This is a genomic window from Halalkalibacter kiskunsagensis (assembly GCF_037027555.1).
Classification (GTDB): domain Bacteria; phylum Bacillota; class Bacilli; order Bacillales; family Bacillaceae_D; genus Halalkalibacter; species Halalkalibacter kiskunsagensis.
In genome coordinates, this window is record NZ_JAXBLX010000030.1 from 1 (window position 1) to 14788 (window position 14788).

General features: G+C 37.8%; 19 protein-coding genes and 1 riboswitch. Of the genes, 13 read left to right on the forward strand and 6 right to left on the reverse strand.

Translation table 11 applies throughout. From position 1 onward, the window contains the following. Window positions 1–109: 109 nt before the first annotated feature. A complete protein-coding gene (gene yidD, locus SLH51_RS16580; protein WP_335962495.1) occupies window positions 110–352 on the reverse strand; it encodes a membrane protein insertion efficiency factor YidD in 243 nt (80 codons plus the stop codon). 172 nt (window positions 353–524) lie between these two features. On the opposite strand from yidD, the gene comGC reads away from it, so the two are divergent. The 8 genes from comGC to SLH51_RS16615 all read left to right on the forward strand — a co-directional run bounded on the left by comGC (window position 525) and on the right by SLH51_RS16615 (window position 3953). Continuing rightward, window positions 525–827, forward strand: coding sequence for a competence type IV pilus major pilin ComGC (gene comGC, locus SLH51_RS16585; protein ID WP_335962496.1), 303 nt, complete (start codon window positions 525–527; stop codon window positions 825–827). Further along, complete coding sequence (comGD, locus tag SLH51_RS16590) at window positions 827–1270, forward strand: competence type IV pilus minor pilin ComGD (protein WP_335962498.1); 444 nt, start codon at window positions 827–829, stop codon at window positions 1268–1270. The genes comGC and comGD overlap by 1 nt, the downstream gene beginning before the upstream one ends. A gap of 10 nt (window positions 1271–1280) precedes the next feature. Then, complete coding sequence (locus tag SLH51_RS16595; RefSeq protein ID WP_335962499.1) at window positions 1281–1577, forward strand: hypothetical protein; 297 nt, start codon at window positions 1281–1283, stop codon at window positions 1575–1577. Continuing rightward, window positions 1549–1920: a prepilin-type N-terminal cleavage/methylation domain-containing protein gene (locus tag SLH51_RS24500; protein WP_390183855.1), complete on the forward strand. Its 372-nt coding sequence runs from the start codon at window positions 1549–1551 to the stop codon at window positions 1918–1920. Before SLH51_RS16595 ends, SLH51_RS24500 begins: the two co-directional genes overlap by 29 nt. A gap of 79 nt (window positions 1921–1999) precedes the next feature. Continuing rightward, window positions 2000–2440, forward strand: a complete 441-nt coding sequence (comGG, locus tag SLH51_RS16600) for a competence type IV pilus minor pilin ComGG (protein ID WP_335962500.1) — start codon at window positions 2000–2002, stop codon at window positions 2438–2440. Window positions 2441–2531: 91 nt separating this feature from the next. Continuing rightward, window positions 2532–2720, forward strand: a complete 189-nt coding sequence (locus SLH51_RS16605) for a YqzE family protein (protein ID WP_335962501.1) — start codon at window positions 2532–2534, stop codon at window positions 2718–2720. Between the two features lie 133 nt (window positions 2721–2853). After that, on the forward strand, window positions 2854–3558 hold the full coding sequence (locus tag SLH51_RS16610) for a helix-turn-helix transcriptional regulator (protein WP_335962502.1): 705 nt from the start codon (window positions 2854–2856) through the stop codon (window positions 3556–3558). Between the two features lie 149 nt (window positions 3559–3707). Continuing rightward, window positions 3708–3953, forward strand: coding sequence for a DUF2626 domain-containing protein (locus tag SLH51_RS16615; protein WP_335962504.1), 246 nt, complete (start codon window positions 3708–3710; stop codon window positions 3951–3953). A 294-nt stretch (window positions 3954–4247) separates the two neighbouring features. Here SLH51_RS16615 and SLH51_RS16620 read toward each other — a convergent pair whose 3' ends face one another. After that, window positions 4248–4883, reverse strand: coding sequence for an MBL fold metallo-hydrolase (locus SLH51_RS16620; protein ID WP_335962505.1), 636 nt, complete (start codon window positions 4881–4883; stop codon window positions 4248–4250). A gap of 221 nt (window positions 4884–5104) precedes the next feature. Between SLH51_RS16620 and SLH51_RS16625 the strand changes: the two genes are divergently transcribed. Then, window positions 5105–5293 carry a DUF2759 domain-containing protein gene (locus SLH51_RS16625; RefSeq protein ID WP_335962506.1) on the forward strand — a complete coding sequence of 63 codons (189 nt, stop codon included), beginning with the start codon at window positions 5105–5107 and terminating at the stop codon, window positions 5291–5293. Window positions 5294–5346: 53 nt separating this feature from the next. Here SLH51_RS16625 and SLH51_RS16630 read toward each other — a convergent pair whose 3' ends face one another. Both SLH51_RS16630 and SLH51_RS16635 read right to left on the reverse strand, forming a co-directional pair. Continuing rightward, window positions 5347–6141 carry a YqhG family protein gene (locus tag SLH51_RS16630; RefSeq protein ID WP_335962507.1) on the reverse strand — a complete coding sequence of 265 codons (795 nt, stop codon included), beginning with the start codon at window positions 6139–6141 and terminating at the stop codon, window positions 5347–5349. After that, entirely contained in the window at window positions 6119–7804 is a 1686-nt protein-coding gene (locus tag SLH51_RS16635) for a DEAD/DEAH box helicase (protein ID WP_335962508.1), read from the reverse strand. The genes SLH51_RS16630 and SLH51_RS16635 overlap by 23 nt, the downstream gene beginning before the upstream one ends. Window positions 7805–8029: 225 nt before the next feature. Next, window positions 8030–8139: riboswitch (glycine riboswitch) on the forward strand. Between the two features lie 197 nt (window positions 8140–8336). Here SLH51_RS16635 and gcvT point away from each other — a divergent pair. The 3 genes from gcvT to gcvPB are packed head-to-tail and all read left to right on the forward strand — an operon-like array spanning window position 8337 to window position 12251. Continuing rightward, window positions 8337–9434 (forward strand): glycine cleavage system aminomethyltransferase GcvT, encoded by a 1098-nt coding sequence (gcvT, locus tag SLH51_RS16640; protein ID WP_335962509.1) that lies wholly within the window; start codon window positions 8337–8339, stop codon window positions 9432–9434. A 13-nt stretch (window positions 9435–9447) separates the two neighbouring features. After that, window positions 9448–10791, forward strand: a complete 1344-nt coding sequence (gcvPA, locus tag SLH51_RS16645) for an aminomethyl-transferring glycine dehydrogenase subunit GcvPA (protein ID WP_335962511.1) — start codon at window positions 9448–9450, stop codon at window positions 10789–10791. Next, window positions 10788–12251, forward strand: coding sequence for an aminomethyl-transferring glycine dehydrogenase subunit GcvPB (gene gcvPB / locus SLH51_RS16650; protein ID WP_335962512.1), 1464 nt, complete (start codon window positions 10788–10790; stop codon window positions 12249–12251). Before gcvPA ends, gcvPB begins: the two co-directional genes overlap by 4 nt. 83 nt (window positions 12252–12334) lie before the next feature. Here the strand turns inward: gcvPB and SLH51_RS16655 are convergent, their stop codons facing one another. Next, window positions 12335–12712 (reverse strand): rhodanese-like domain-containing protein, encoded by a 378-nt coding sequence (locus SLH51_RS16655; RefSeq protein WP_335962513.1) that lies wholly within the window; start codon window positions 12710–12712, stop codon window positions 12335–12337. Window positions 12713–12864: 152 nt separating this feature from the next. On the opposite strand from SLH51_RS16655, the gene SLH51_RS16660 reads away from it, so the two are divergent. Continuing rightward, window positions 12865–13701, forward strand: a complete 837-nt coding sequence (locus SLH51_RS16660) for a lipoate--protein ligase family protein (protein ID WP_335962572.1) — start codon at window positions 12865–12867, stop codon at window positions 13699–13701. Window positions 13702–13764: 63 nt separating this feature from the next. Here the strand turns inward: SLH51_RS16660 and dat are convergent, their stop codons facing one another. After that, window positions 13765–14604, reverse strand: coding sequence for a D-amino-acid transaminase (gene dat / locus SLH51_RS16665; protein ID WP_335962514.1), 840 nt, complete (start codon window positions 14602–14604; stop codon window positions 13765–13767). Window positions 14605–14788 lie beyond the last annotated feature (184 nt).

The following is a 14788-nucleotide window of genomic DNA, read 5'->3' on the forward strand; positions in this document are numbered from 1 at the left end:
CGGAATTGGCAGACGCGCTAGACTTAGGATCTAGTGTCTTATGACGTGGGGGTTCGACTCCCTTCACCCGCATTTTTAAAAACCATACAATATGTATGGTTTTTTTGTATTATTGTTTATTTGAGTCACTATTCGACTTTTTCTCAGGCACAGGATCGATGCCACCAGGATGGAAAGGGTGGCACTTAAATATTCGTTTGATTGTCAGCCACGTTCCTTTAAGTGCACCAAAACGAACAATTGCCTCAAAACCATAATGGGAACAGGTCGGATAAAATCGACACGTAGGTGGTTTTAGTGGCGATATAACTCTTTGATAAATTTGAATGATAAACAATAATAAAGCTTTCATAATGAAAAAGCCCACCTTTAAAAAAAATTTTAAAATCGAGAAGGAAATATGTCATACGATGTCTAATTATAACAAATATCGAAAAGAAAGGAGATCTAGATAGCATTACGTTTTAATCTTCCATCCCAATTTCTAAAGCCCCGTATTAAAAATTCCTCTGAGGTGATGAAAATTGAATAATGAAAAAGGATTTACTCTTATCGAAATGTTAGTTGTTCTGATGATTATTTCCGTTTTATTACTCATTGCTGTACCAAACATGATGAAGAATAATGATGTTGCAGCTAGTAAGGGTTGTGAAGCGACAGTTAAACTATTACAATCGCAAGTTCATGCATATAACCTTGAGAACCCCAAAGAGCCTTTGACTAAATTAAACACCTTAGTAGAAAAAGGATTTGTAGACTCTATCGCTTGTGCTGATGGTAACGAGCTTACATTGGAAGACGTAACAAACCAAACTTCATCAGAATAATGAAATGCCAATCAGGCTACACCCTTATCGAACTACTCGTAACACTCTCCACCCTCTCAATCCTACTGCTTATTCCAGCTATTATGTTACCCAACTTATCTAATTCATCACATGAAGCTGATCTAGTTGCCCAACAATTGAAAGAAGAAATTCAGCTTGCTCAACATGTTGCTATGTCTACTGGACGAGAAACATTCGTACGTTTAGACAATAATGCAAAAGAGTTTATTATACGCTTTTCTATATTTGAAGTATACTCCATAACTCCTTATCAACATCCAGATATGCTCGTTGAAACGATTAATTTGGAACCTTCAGCAATTGCGTTTCTTCCTAATGGGCATCCGAAGAGGTCGGGTTCATTTCTTCTGCGAATTGGGAAACATCGTTATCAATATACTGTTTACTTAGGGAAAGGGATGGTTTCGTATAAGAAAATCTGAAGGTTTTACGTTGATAGAAGTACTAAGTGCTGTCACTTTATTAATGGTGTTTAGTGCTTCTACTTTCTCTATTTTAATCACAGTGTACCAAGAGAGGTTAGCGATACGTGAAGAACAAAAGGTGTTGTATGAATTAGAAGAAACAATCCATTATTACGTCGAAACTTCAACGATCAGAACGCATAGTAGTGATGAGTCATGGATTTTAAGTAGTGAAGAAGTGGATGGTGAGATTGTACGTTTTTGCGCTGAGTGGGTAGCAACAAATGGGAGGATGTATGAACGGTGTTTGTTGGCCACTAGATAAAAAAGGGTTTACTTTGATTGAAATGCTAATTGTGTTGACCCTCTTCTTTATAATTGTTTCTATTTTTCCAGTACTTCTGAAAACAGTATCAAATGGGTCTCACGTTCAGACGGTCTCTTCTCAACAAGTGACCACATTTTTTAATCATCTTGCTCATGATGTGAGAGAAGCTGTTAAAGTTGAAGTGGTTGATAATGGGGTCGTTATAACTAAATCAAACGGAGACAAATTTAGAGTTGAAATGCTTTCATCAAACCAGATCAGGAGGACTAGAAATGGAGAGGGCATGTTCTCCTTCTTGAACAAGTTACACTATTTTCTTGTACTGCTTCATTCCAGGTAGTACATTGTCAAGTTGAGTTGATAAGTGGGTACCAAGCCAACAAATCAATGCTTATTCCCTATGGTTGGAGAGGTGAGGAATGGTAAGAGAAGAAAGAGGGTTTATTTATCCTGTAACAATGATCATTTGCTTATTAATGGTTCCAATTGTTTTGCATCAAATGAATTTATACATGAAAGAAAAACGATTTCTCTATGAACAGGAAAGATTGTTGCAACTTGAAACATTGCTTCAAGTTGGAATGAAAGAATTTCTGAAAAATGAGCACGAACCACAATTAAATGAAAGCATTCTATATTCTTATGGTTTTGACATAGTAACTTTTACTGTAAAGGATTATAAAGATGGTGTTAGTTTCATTTCAGTCAAAGTCCAGTTAGAATCAGGACATGAGCGAATAGCAGGCTTTTATTATAATTGGACAAATTCAACGGTTAATTATTATTGGGAAGTTTCAGATAGCATTTCATTTATATTTAGTAAGGAAAAAGAGCTGACGAAAATAGCAGCAAATAGTTAAAAAAAGAGTATATATAGTGATACCGGGAAACGGTGCTTAGATTGTACGAATATGGGCATACTAGCTCCTAGAACAGACAGAGGTGAATGCTATGTCCTTAAATGACTATGTCAAATTTTTAACACAGCAAGCTGTAAGAAGAATGGATCAACCAAAGGAAGAAAGGCTAACAAGAAGAGAGGAGAGGCGAGCTGAGCGTCAATCACTCTCGACGCAAGCCTTTGGGATAATTCCATTAGGGATTTCTTTGTTTTTGAAAAATAGAACTAAGAAAAAATAGGAAAGAAGATAGAGCGAGGATGTCTTAGACACTCGCTCTTTGCATTATTTAATAAAATAGAAAACAAGCCATTCCTTTGCTCTTTCAACTGTACTATAATGGAAGGAGTATGGGAAGTTTGGGAGTGAATAGAATGGACCAAAACACACTGAAAATTACAAGCGTATTGTCTGATCCAACACGATTTTCTATTTATCAATATGTTACCAAATTACATGGAAACGTCACTGTACAAGAGGTTGCTGATCAATTTAACATACACCCAAATGTTGCACGTCTACACTTAACGAAGTTAGAAGACGTGAAAATGATTGTTTCTGAAACTCAGAAGACTGGAAAAGGTGGTCGTCCTAGTCGTTTTTATAAACTCTCGGATGAAGTAATCCAACTGCAGTTTCCATATAGAGATTATCAACGGTTAGCGCAAATGTCATTAGAATCTTTAATTGAACTAGGTGACTCAGGGCTAGAAGCATTAAAAAAAATTGGTTATAAATATGGACGAGAAAGTGCAGAGTTATATGTTAGACAGTTTCAGTTTGATATGACGAATTCAACGATCGAAGAAAAAGTACGAATGATTGAACAAATTGCGATTAATCAAGGATTAAATCCTGAGATTACTTATGTGGAAGATAAGGATGAAATTGAGTTTAGTATTTTTAATTGTACGTTTAAAGAATTAATGTCAGAGCACTCTGTCTCATTATGTTCGATGCATCATGAATTATTTAAAGGCATTTTTTCTTTCTTTCTTGGAGAACATATACTTAGGGACAATATGAAAATTACAGATCCACAAGCCAAAGCGTGCTCTTACTCGGTGGTGAAATTATAGTCTTTTTATGATGACACAGTTTTGCCATTGTACTAGGCATTTACAGTGAAGAGGTAGTCGTATATAATAAGGCTGTAATCTAACATTTGATATCCTAAGCAAGTAATGCCATGCAGGCAAAACTTTGTGTGTGAAGGAGGGAAACACAAATGGATCGTATGTATCGTGTTCTAGCTTTTTGGACAGGTATTTTTGCTGTTCTGTTCTTTGTAGGACATATGTATAATGTAGCACTTTTATTTTTTGCACAAACGGGTGCATTATTAGCTCTTAGCTATCTGAACTTATCTGAGCGTGTGTATATTTACATTTTCGGTGCCTATTTAACAATTTTCTTTGTAGGCTTTACGTATTACTCGACGTTCTTGTTAGTACCAAGTTTTGGTGGACATTAAGATTTTGGGTACATATGTGCAAAAGTGAATCACCCCTTTTCTGAAGGGGCGGTTCACTTTTTATTGTAGTTAATACTATTGACATAGTGATAAACTGTTTATAAAATATAAGGAGATTGATGAGTATTTGATTGGGAGTCCCCCTCCCCCTCAATGTCTTACATCAATACGATTTACTCCCCACAAAGACCTCCAACAAATATTGGAGGTCTTTAATTATAAAAAAAGAAAGTTTGCACTCCTACTGAAAAACACCGAGCTATCAGTATCATTTATGTATAACAATCATGCCTATTAAAATCCAGTTAAGAAGGGGTTTCCATCCATTTCACTTGCAACTGTTGTCGTTGGTCCATGACCACAAGCTACAATCGTCTCTTCAGGTAATTCAAGTAACTTCTGATGAATGCTATCTAGTAATTGTTTATGATTGCCACCAGGTAAATCCGTTCGGCCAATACTCTGTGCAAATAATGCATCTCCGGAAAAAACAATGACTTCATCTTCAACATAATAGGAAACGCTACCAGGTGAATGACCTGGTGTTTCGAATACAGAAAATGAGAATGGTCCAATTGTAAGAGTTTGTTCTTTGTCAATAATGTAATCAGCAGGTCTAATGGAGATAGCTTGCTCTCCCATAAATCGTGCTGATCCATTTTTATTTGCATCGGACAGCCAATCCTTTTCTTGGTGATGAATATAGACTGGGCAAGCGAATTCATCTCGTACATCATCAACAGCACCAATGTGATCAAAATGGGCATGTGTTAACAAGATAGCTAAAGGTTTGAGTGATTGAGACTTAATCCATTCGATGAAGGCTGTTCCATCACCACCTGGGTCAACAATGATAGCTTCATTCGCATCGTTTTGAAGTACGTAAGCATTTGTTTGCAAAGGTCCCAGTGGAAGTTGTGTCCATTTCATATAATTCCCTCCAAAATAGTTTGTAGTCCTATCATACAATACGAGGAGCTACTCGACAAACGCTAAAAAAAAGAGTAAAATAAATGAAAAATGCCCATTATAATAGTTGAGGGTAATTGTACTAGCTTCGTCAAAATTAAAGCTGACAACATTCTCAGATGGCTTTATAATAGGACTAGTTAAGCTGGGTTCTTAGTTTTACATAAGGAGGGGAAGTTATTATGATCTTTTCTATCATACTTTTAGTGGTCGCTCTACTGAGTGCTTTCGCAATTGTTCGCGAACTTCGCAGAAAAAATTTTTTTGCAGTCGGCTTTGCAGGTATCTCATTTGTTGTATTTGGCTGGTTTGCAGTTGCAACAATTATATCAATCATTACAACAGGCGGGGGCGCTCCGACAGCTCACTAAGATCACTTTGAAAAAAGGCAAACTACGTTTATGTAGTTTGCCTTTTTTCGAGTCTAAAATACTTGCTGTTGGATATAGAACATGCCGCCATTAACGATTGAAACATGGATATTCGGTTCATATTGTTCTTTTAACGCTTGTTTTTCAACGTGATAACTTTCAGGCTTTTCTTCCTCATCTTCATAAAATTTTTCAAGTAAAGCAAGATCAGTATTCCATCTCTCAATGGCCTCTTCCGCCCACACTTTATCTTCATTTTCAACATACGTTTGGACCATTTTCTGTAACCGAATTAAACCACTATGAACCGTAATTAAAGGTGATAATTTAAAACAAAAATCAGAGATCGTAGGTGTAAGGTCTTTTTGTCGTATTTTCTCATAAAACTGAGGAACAATTTGACCGTGAATTAAATTTAATCCAAGTGATAACAAAACATCCTTTTTTCGATCACATTGAAAGGAAACTTTTACGTTAAGACAAAGCCATGGCTGTAGGGGAATTGATTGTCGGCCTGATGCATCAATTTTCTCGTAAAGTCGAATATAACCGCCAAGCTCACGGGTAGATGCGAATAATTGACGAAGGCGAGGTGCGCCAAAGTGAATTTGTTCCCCTCTTAAATCGTCCGGTGCCTTGTTTTGATCGGTTATAAATGTTACTTGCATTGGTCGGGGCTCGCCCCCCGTTTTCTCTAGATAATGCCAATAAAAAGGACGATTCATTAATAATTTATCAAGCTCAATTGATAGTTGAACCTTTAAATAACTTGAGTCATTTTCAAGAATAGGGCTGTCATTTGCTTCAAAATAACGCTCTAAAAAATCATGAACTTGAGGCTGTAGCATCGCCTGATTCCTCCTCATTCGAGTTCGCTGCTTCTTGTGCGGCATCATTCATAATCGCGGCAAGATGGTCAAATTTAATTCGCATTTCTCCTTCTGAGTCCGATTGCAGGAGAATATCCTGAACATGGTCTTCAACAGAAGGGAGGTTTATTTTTGTTAGAATATCATCTAGTTCGCCTATTACAGCTTCAAAGAGATGAATTTTTTCATATAATAACTTAAGAATGTGTTGTTCTACCGTATCGGTGACGGCAAAGTTGTAAATACGAACATCTTCTTTTTGTCCTAAGCGATGAATTCGACCGATTCTTTGCTCGATCCGCATTGGATTCCATGGCAAGTCATAGTTAATAATATGACTGCAAAATTGAAGGTTAATTCCTTCACCACCTGCTTCTGTAGCAATTAAGACTTGTGCTTGATTTTGGAAAAGTTGACGCATCCAATCTTTCTTTCCACGTTTGAAACCACCTCGAAATGGTACAGATGAAATACCGTTCTGTTTTAAGTACCACTGTAAATAAAGTTGGGTTGCACGGTATTCAGTAAATATAATTACTTTCCCATTGATCTCTTTGATAAGTTCAAGAGCTTTCTCCGCTTTAGCATGTCCATCGATTTCGCCAATTTTATTTAACAATCTTTCAGCATCAGGTAGAGTACGACCGTCGGCATGCGCACGTTCAACCATATTTTTTAAGGTCATAAATGCCGCTTCTCTACTACTACAAACCTCTCTCTTTAAGGTGAGCAGAGCAAAATGGCTTGAGCCATCTTTTAATTGCTCAATCTCATTATAAAACGCACGCTCTGATTCACTGAATTCAATTGGTACTGTTTCGACAATTCGTTTTGTCCATTCAATTCCTGTTTCTTCACGACGGTTACGGACCATTACCTTATTGACTAATTCTTTTAACTTTTCTTCGTTTTTAGGTGATCGCTTTTTTGTGCGATATTCTTGTTCAAATGAAGTAATATCGCCTAGATGACCAGGTTTTAATAAGGAGACCAAGTTAAAGATTTCCTCTAGTTTGTTTTGTACAGGTGTTGCTGTCAGCAGGAGACAGAACTTCTTTTTTAAACGTTTGATGAACTCGTAATTTTTTGTTTTAGGATTTTTTAGTTTATGAGCTTCATCGATTATTACTAAATCATATGGTTGGTCAAGTACGATATCTCGATGGGGCTGTCTTTTTGCAGTGTCAATTGAAGCAACGACAACATCACATTGTTCCCATACATAAGATTTTCGTTGTGCAACAGCAGGAATGTGAAATTTTGTATTTAATTCAATTGCCCATTGAGAGACTAGTGATGCTGGGACAAGAATTAATACTTTTTTTACAAGCCCACGAATCATATATTCTTTTAAAATTAAGCCAGCCTCAATCGTTTTGCCAAGCCCGACTTCATCCGCTAAAATCGCTTTGCCATTCATTTGCTCAATGACGGTATTAGCTACCTCTATTTGATGAGGGAACGGCTCTAATTGCGGTAAGTGTTTTGGAGCTTGTAAACCATGAAACTCAGGAATGATTTGATGCTCCTCAGCTTCATATGCAAGTTTGAAAAGTTCCCAATTAGACCAAGGGCCATCTTGGTCTAATCGATCTTTAAAGGTATCTGACCATTCTTGGTCAAAATGGATTTCGATATTCATTTCTTATCATCCTTTCGAATAACTTTACGTCTATATCCGAATGAAAAACTAAAAAATCTATAAAATAATCTGATTTCAGAAATAAATAGTTGCGTCTGGTCGTTCATCTTGGTAGGATATTAATATAAATCCGAATTACCATATCTTTAAATGCTTATACATGTAGTATGTACCAAATATTCAAATTCATGAGTATGATTCTTTAACAATTGAATTCGATTGCGGATGAGAATAAGGGGAGAGCTTGCAAGAATGTTTGCAACGCCGAAGGAGCAAGTGGTTAGATAGTGTGTTATCAACACGAATCTCTCAGGCAAACAGACTCTTATTTGACGCAACTCTGGAGAGTGCTCGAAAATAGAGCCACCTACGAAGACACTATATTCTGCTATGATTGAATATAGGAAACTTTCTGGTATCAGGACAGAGTTATACACGATTGTGTGTATAACTCTGTCCTTTTTTGTTTTATTTTAATAAGGATTCATGCGTACGATTATCAATTTGGGAAAGTCTAAGGAGGTCATTATACATGTCAGGATTAAAGAGAACACCTTTGTTTGAACAGTATAAAAAAAAGGGAGCGAAAACCATTGATTTTGGAGGATGGGATCTCCCAGTACAATTTTCAAGTATTAAGGATGAGCACGAAGCAGTTCGTACAAAAGCTGGATTATTTGATGTTTCCCATATGGGTGAGGTAGAAGTTAAAGGAAAGCAGGCCCTACCTTATTTGCAAAAGCTAATGACAAATGATGTCTCCAAACTGGTTGATGGGCAGGCTCAATATACCGCGATGTGCTATGAGGATGGAGGAACAGTCGATGACCTTCTCGTTTATAAAAAGGCATTGGATGATTACTTGTTAGTTATTAATGCCTCAAATATTGAGAAAGATGTCGCGTGGATGAAACAACATCTGATTGATGATGTTTCGTTAGTGAATATTTCTAACGATATCGCTCAAATAGCAATCCAAGGCCCTCTTGCGGAGCTGATTTTACAAAAACAAACGGATTTTTATTTGTCATCAATTCGATTCTTTCGCTTTGCAGATCAAGTCAATATTGCTGGTGTGAAGTCACTCGTATCTAGAACGGGCTATACGGGTGAAGATGGGTTTGAACTTTATTGTAACGGCAAAGAAGCTTCTAAGCTTTGGAATTCCTTGCTTGAAGCAGGTGAACCAGATGGACTTGTTCCTTGTGGCCTAGGAGCGCGTGATACATTACGATTTGAAGCGAGACTTCCACTTTATGGACAAGAATTAACAAAAGATATCTCACCACTCGAGGCTGGTATAGGGTTTGCTGTTAAAGTGAATAAAGAAGATGATTTTATCGGGAAAGATGCTTTGAAGAAACAGAAGGAAGATGGACTTTCAAGAAAGCTTGTTGGAATTGAGATGATTGAAAAAGGAATTCCACGTACAGGGTACGAGGTGTTTGTAAATGAAGAGCAAGTTGGTTTTGTTACAACGGGAACGCAATCGCCGACATTAAAGAAAAATATAGGACTAGCTGTCATTGAACTTGACTTTACGGCTATTGGAACAGAAGTAGAAGTACAAGTTCGAAAAAAACGCTTAAAAGCAAAAGTCGTTCAAACACCATTTTATAAGAAGGCTTAGGGGAGGAACTGATATGAATCACCGTTATTTACCGATGACAGATGTTGATCAAAAAGAAATGCTTGAGACAATTGGTGCTCAGTCGATTGAAGATTTGTTTTCTGATATACCAAAAGAAATCCGCTTTAAAGGAGAAATGAAGTTAAAGGAAGCGTTAAAAGAACCTGAGCTTATTTCTTATTTCAAAGGGTTAGCTGGCAAGAATGTGTCGATGAAACAAACACCATCTTTTTTAGGTGCAGGTGTATATGAGCATTACATTCCATCAATTGTTGATCATGTCATTTCACGTTCTGAGTTCTATACGGCTTACACTCCTTATCAACCAGAAATTTCACAAGGAGAACTTCAAGCAATCTTTGAGTTTCAAACTATGATTTGTGAACTAACGGGAATGGACCTAGCGAACTCATCTATGTATGATGGTCCGACTGCTCTTGCTGAAGCTGCGATGCTTAGTGCTGGGCAAACGAAAAAGAAAACAATTTTAGTGTCCAAGGCAGTTCATCCAGAAGCTCGTGCAGTGTTGCTAACAAATGCAATAGGTCAGCGTTTAAATGTGATTGAGATTGATACTGACAAAGGTGTGACTAATCTCAAACAACTACAAGAGTTATATGGTGATGACACAGCGTGTGTTGTTGTACAACATCCTAACTTTTATGGAAACCTTGAACCGTTAAAAGAATTAGAAACAATTACACATAGTAATAAAGCGATGTTTGTTGTATCTAGTAATCCATTGGCTCTAGGTCTACTTAAGCCACCTGGAGAGTTTGGGGCTGATATCGTTGTTGGTGATGCACAGCCATTTGGAATTGCGACTCAATTTGGGGGGCCGCATTGTGGTTATTTTGCAACAACGAAGAAGCTCATGAGAAAAGTTCCTGGTCGTTTAGTCGGGCAGACAACAGACGATCACGGGCAACGAGGCTTTGTTCTAACCCTGCAAGCACGTGAGCAGCATATTAGACGTGAAAAAGCGACATCAAACATTTGTTCAAATCAAGCATTAAATGCCTTAGCTGCTTCGGTGGCAATGAGTGCGATTGGGAAAAAAGGTGTAAAAGAAATGGCTTATCAAAATGTTCAGAAAGCGGCTTATTTGAAACAGAAGTTGAAGGAACATGGAGTGGAAATCGTGTCAGAGCAACCAACTTTTAATGAATTTGTTGTAGATGTGAAAGGACCGGTTTCACAAGTAAATGAGCTTTTGCTTGAAAAAGGATTCATCGGAGGGTACGACTTAGGTCGTGACGATGATCTATTATCAGGTCAAATGCTTCTAGCTGTGACGGAAGTACGAACAAAAGCAGAGATAGATACTTTTGCTAAGGAATTGGGGGCGTTAGTATGATGACAAAAGACCAACCGCTAATCTTTGAACGTAGCAAACCAGAACGTGTTGGACATAGCTTGCCAATACTCGATATTGAAGAACAGGCTATAGAAGAGTTAATTCCTAGAGAGTATTTACGAGTGTCAGAACCTGAGTTACCGGAAGTTTCAGAGCTTGAGATCATGCGTCATTACACAGCGCTATCCAAGCGAAACCATGGTGTAGATTCTGGTTTTTATCCACTTGGTTCTTGTACGATGAAATACAATCCAAAGATCAATGAAAATGTAGCACGCTTTGAAGGCTTAGCTCATATTCATCCATATCAACCAGTCGAGCAAGTCCAAGGTGCGATGGAATTGCTTTATGAGCTTCAAACATCGCTTGCTGAAATCACAGGGATGGATGAAGTTACTCTTCAACCTGCAGCTGGTGCACATGGTGAGTGGACGGGGTTAATGATGATTCGTGCCTATCATGAAGCCAATGGAGATTTCCAACGAACAAAGGTCATTGTACCAGATTCAGCTCACGGAACGAATCCCGCATCAGCAACGGTCGCTGGTTTTGAATCGGTTACGGTACGAACTGATGAAAATGGACTTGTTGATTTAGCTCATTTGCGTGAAGTCGTTGGAGAAGACACAGCTGCTCTTATGTTAACTAATCCCAATACACTTGGATTATTTGAGACCTATATTGTAGAGATGGCACAAATCATTCACGGAGCAGGTGGGAAGCTGTACTATGATGGTGCGAACTCGAATGCGATTTTAGGTATCGCAAGACCTGGTGACATGGGCTTTGATGTCGTTCATCTTAACTTGCATAAAACATTTACAGGTCCACACGGTGGTGGTGGCCCAGGGTCTGGTCCAGTTGGGGTGAAGAAGGATTTAATTCCGTATTTACCAAAACCGGTTATTGTAAAACGTGAAGATGGTGTATATGACTTTGAATATAATCGTCCACATTCTATTGGACGTGTGAAGCCGTATTATGGAAATTACGGAATTAATGTTCGTGCATATACTTATATTCGTACAATGGGTCCAGATGGTTTGCGGAAAGTATCTGAATATGCGGTTTTAAATGCAAACTATATGATGCGTAGACTTGAACCACATTTTGATTTGCCTTACACACAGCATTGTAAGCATGAATTTGTTATCTCAGGCCGTCGACAAAAGAAACTTGGTGTGCGGACTTTAGACATCGCGAAACGATTATTAGATTTTGGCTATCATCCACCTACGATTTACTTCCCGTTAAATGTAGAGGAATGCATGATGATTGAGCCAACTGAAACAGAGTCGAAAGAGACATTAGATGAATTCATTGATGCGATGATCCAAATCGCACGTGAGGCAGAAGAGAATCCGGAGATTGTTCAAGAGGCTCCTCATACAACGGTTATCTCAAGGCTAGATGAAACAACAGCTGCGCGTAAGCCAATTTTAAAATATGAAAAAGCCTGAGCATTTGCTCAGGCTTTAAGTCAATCAATGAAGTAAGAAAGCCCACTCAGAGTTATTCAAAAGGGGAACATCGTCTTTTTGAATTAGCTCTTCTTCTTTATTTTACCAGACCATTTTTTAAATCCACCTTTTAGATGGGAGATGTCGTCTGTGCCACGTTTCTTTTTGATCATTTGGGCAGCTTGTCTACTGCGTGCACCTGATTGACAATATAGGTAAACAGGTTGATCGTTACGAATTTCATTGATTCGTTGACGAAGTTGTGACATGGGGATGTTCCGTGCACCTAAAATGTGTCCCCCTTCATATTCACGTGGTTCGCGAACATCGATCAATTGTGCTTTTCGATAGCCTTTAATAAAGTCTTCCTGTGTTAATGTCTTCAAATATTTTGGATTATAAAAGCGCTTAAACAACGTGTACGCCACTAATCCAAGTAAGATAAGCCATAAGAATTCCATTGGGTAATTTCTACACTCCTTTACGTACTTCCGTCATGATATATTATAATAGCCGGGAGGCAAATACGCAATAAGTTAACTAGGCAAATGGCTTGGCTAAAAGTGAGCTGTTTGTTAAAATGACAAGATAAATGAGTGGAAAGTGGCGATGGCTGATGAAGGAAACATGGCGTTACATTGATTCAGGAGAGTGTTCTCCTGCTTATAATATGGCTTTAGATGAAGCTTTACTAGATTGGCATAGTAAAGGTTTAGTTCCGCCAACTATTCGTTTTTACGGATGGAATCCAGCAACATTGTCAATTGGATATTTTCAAAAGGTTGAAAAAGAAATTAACTTGGATAAGGTTCGTGAATACGGCTTAGGTTTCGTTCGTAGACCTACTGGAGGCCGAGGAGTTTTGCATGATAAAGAATTAACGTATAGTGTTATTGTCTCTGAAGATCATCCAGAAATGCCTACGACTGTTACTGAAGCGTATCGAGTGATTTCAGAAGGGATATTGGAAGGCTTTAAGAATGTAGGACTGGACGCTTATTTTTCGATTCCTCGCACGGATGAAGAGAAAAGTGCACTGAAAAATCCGCGTTCAGCTGTTTGTTTTGATGCTCCCTCTTGGTATGAACTGGTTGTAGAAGGAAGAAAAGTTGCAGGGAGTGCTCAGACGAGACAAAAGGGCGTCATTTTGCAGCATGGATCGATTATTTTAGATATTGATGAGGATAAATTGTTTGATTTGTTTAAGTATTCTAGTGACCGCCTACGTGAGAGAATGCAAAAGAACTTTAAAAATAAAGCGGTGGCAATTAACGCATTACGAAGTGACTCTTTAACAATGGAAGAAGCAAAGGCTGCATTTAAAAGAGGATTTGAAAAGGGTTTAAACATTGAGTTAGAAGCTTACACGTTAACAGAAGAAGAAGAAGAAGTTGTTAGCCAAATAGCGAGAGACCGTTATGGCAAGGATGAATGGAACTTTAGAAAATAATATCAATTATTTGAAAAAAGAGGGTATTCCAAACGCTGGCTTTTGGGTACCCTCTTTATCTATTTAAGCTTTTGGTAGCAGTTCCTTAAACTTGAGTTGGAGGTCTTGTGTCACTTGACCAATTTCGAATGTAGTTGACAATTGTCCTTTAACAGCTTTAATTGGAGCAATTTCAACGGAGGTACTAGAAATAAATGCTTCATCGGCATGTTCTAAAACATCAACTGGGAAAGGCTCTTCAACTACTGAATAATTATGACGCTTTGCTAAGTCAATAATGAGTTGCCTTGTAATTCCGTTTAAAATAAGGTTTGTTGCAGGATGGGTATATAGAACTTTATCTTTAACAAGAAATAAATTTGATGATGAACCTTCTGTAATCGTGCCACTACGATGTAAAATCGCTTCATGGCAATTGTTATCTGAAGCCTCGCGTTTAACCATAACATTACCTAACAGATTGATTGTTTTAATATCGCAACGGAGCCAGCGTATATCATCAGTTAACCAAACATCAATGCCGTTTTTCTGAATGTCTTCAAGGTTTTGAGCTGCCTGTGTAAATGCTGTGAACACAGGTGTTGACTCTCTGGTATATAGGTGATTGCGAGGTTCAACTCCGCGAGTGAATTGGAAATAAACAAGGCCATTTTCAATTGAATTCTTTTCAATTAGTGAATGGATTAATTCGACTAGTTTTTCTTTTGAAAAAGCTAGTGGAATATCTAGTTTATTTAGGCTCGAAAGTAGACGCGCGATATGTTCGTCCATAGCAAATGGACTTCCATCATAAACCTTTACTACTTCATAAACACCATCACCAAAATAATAACCGCGGTCATCCAAATTAACCGTAGCTTCTTTTTTTGGTATAAGTGTTTCATTTTGAATAATATATTCCATCACGATTCCTCCAGCTTTTAAAATGTAAGTATTTGGTTGGATTCTATTTATTGCATGTTACTAGAATATCATATAGTATGAGCATCCATGAAAAATTTTGTCAATCATTTTGACCTTGCCGAGCAAACAATGATGAAACATGAAGTTGAAGTTATCCTTATTTAAGCAAGAGACAAATTTCTTC

Coding starts and splice junctions, on each gene's coding strand:
- yidD (WP_335962495.1), bottom strand. CDS start 352: ATGAAAGCTTTATTATTGTTTATCATTCAAATTTATCAAAGAGTTATA.
- comGD (WP_335962498.1), top strand. CDS start 827: ATGAAATGCCAATCAGGCTACACCCTTATCGAACTACTCGTAACACTC.
- SLH51_RS24500 (WP_390183855.1), top strand. CDS start 1,549: ATGAACGGTGTTTGTTGGCCACTAGATAAAAAAGGGTTTACTTTGATT.
- comGG (WP_335962500.1), top strand. CDS start 2,000: ATGGTAAGAGAAGAAAGAGGGTTTATTTATCCTGTAACAATGATCATT.
- SLH51_RS16605 (WP_335962501.1), top strand. CDS start 2,532: ATGTCCTTAAATGACTATGTCAAATTTTTAACACAGCAAGCTGTAAGA.
- SLH51_RS16610 (WP_335962502.1), top strand. CDS start 2,854: ATGGACCAAAACACACTGAAAATTACAAGCGTATTGTCTGATCCAACA.
- SLH51_RS16615 (WP_335962504.1), top strand. CDS start 3,708: ATGGATCGTATGTATCGTGTTCTAGCTTTTTGGACAGGTATTTTTGCT.
- SLH51_RS16620 (WP_335962505.1), bottom strand. CDS start 4,883: ATGAAATGGACACAACTTCCACTGGGACCTTTGCAAACAAATGCTTAC.
- SLH51_RS16625 (WP_335962506.1), top strand. CDS start 5,105: ATGATCTTTTCTATCATACTTTTAGTGGTCGCTCTACTGAGTGCTTTC.
- SLH51_RS16630 (WP_335962507.1), bottom strand. CDS start 6,141: ATGCTACAGCCTCAAGTTCATGATTTTTTAGAGCGTTATTTTGAAGCA.
- SLH51_RS16635 (WP_335962508.1), bottom strand. CDS start 7,804: ATGAATATCGAAATCCATTTTGACCAAGAATGGTCAGATACCTTTAAA.
- gcvT (WP_335962509.1), top strand. CDS start 8,337: ATGTCAGGATTAAAGAGAACACCTTTGTTTGAACAGTATAAAAAAAAG.
- gcvPA (WP_335962511.1), top strand. CDS start 9,448: ATGAATCACCGTTATTTACCGATGACAGATGTTGATCAAAAAGAAATG.
- gcvPB (WP_335962512.1), top strand. CDS start 10,788: ATGATGACAAAAGACCAACCGCTAATCTTTGAACGTAGCAAACCAGAA.
- SLH51_RS16655 (WP_335962513.1), bottom strand. CDS start 12,712: ATGGAATTCTTATGGCTTATCTTACTTGGATTAGTGGCGTACACGTTG.
- dat (WP_335962514.1), bottom strand. CDS start 14,604: ATGGAATATATTATTCAAAATGAAACACTTATACCAAAAAAAGAAGCT.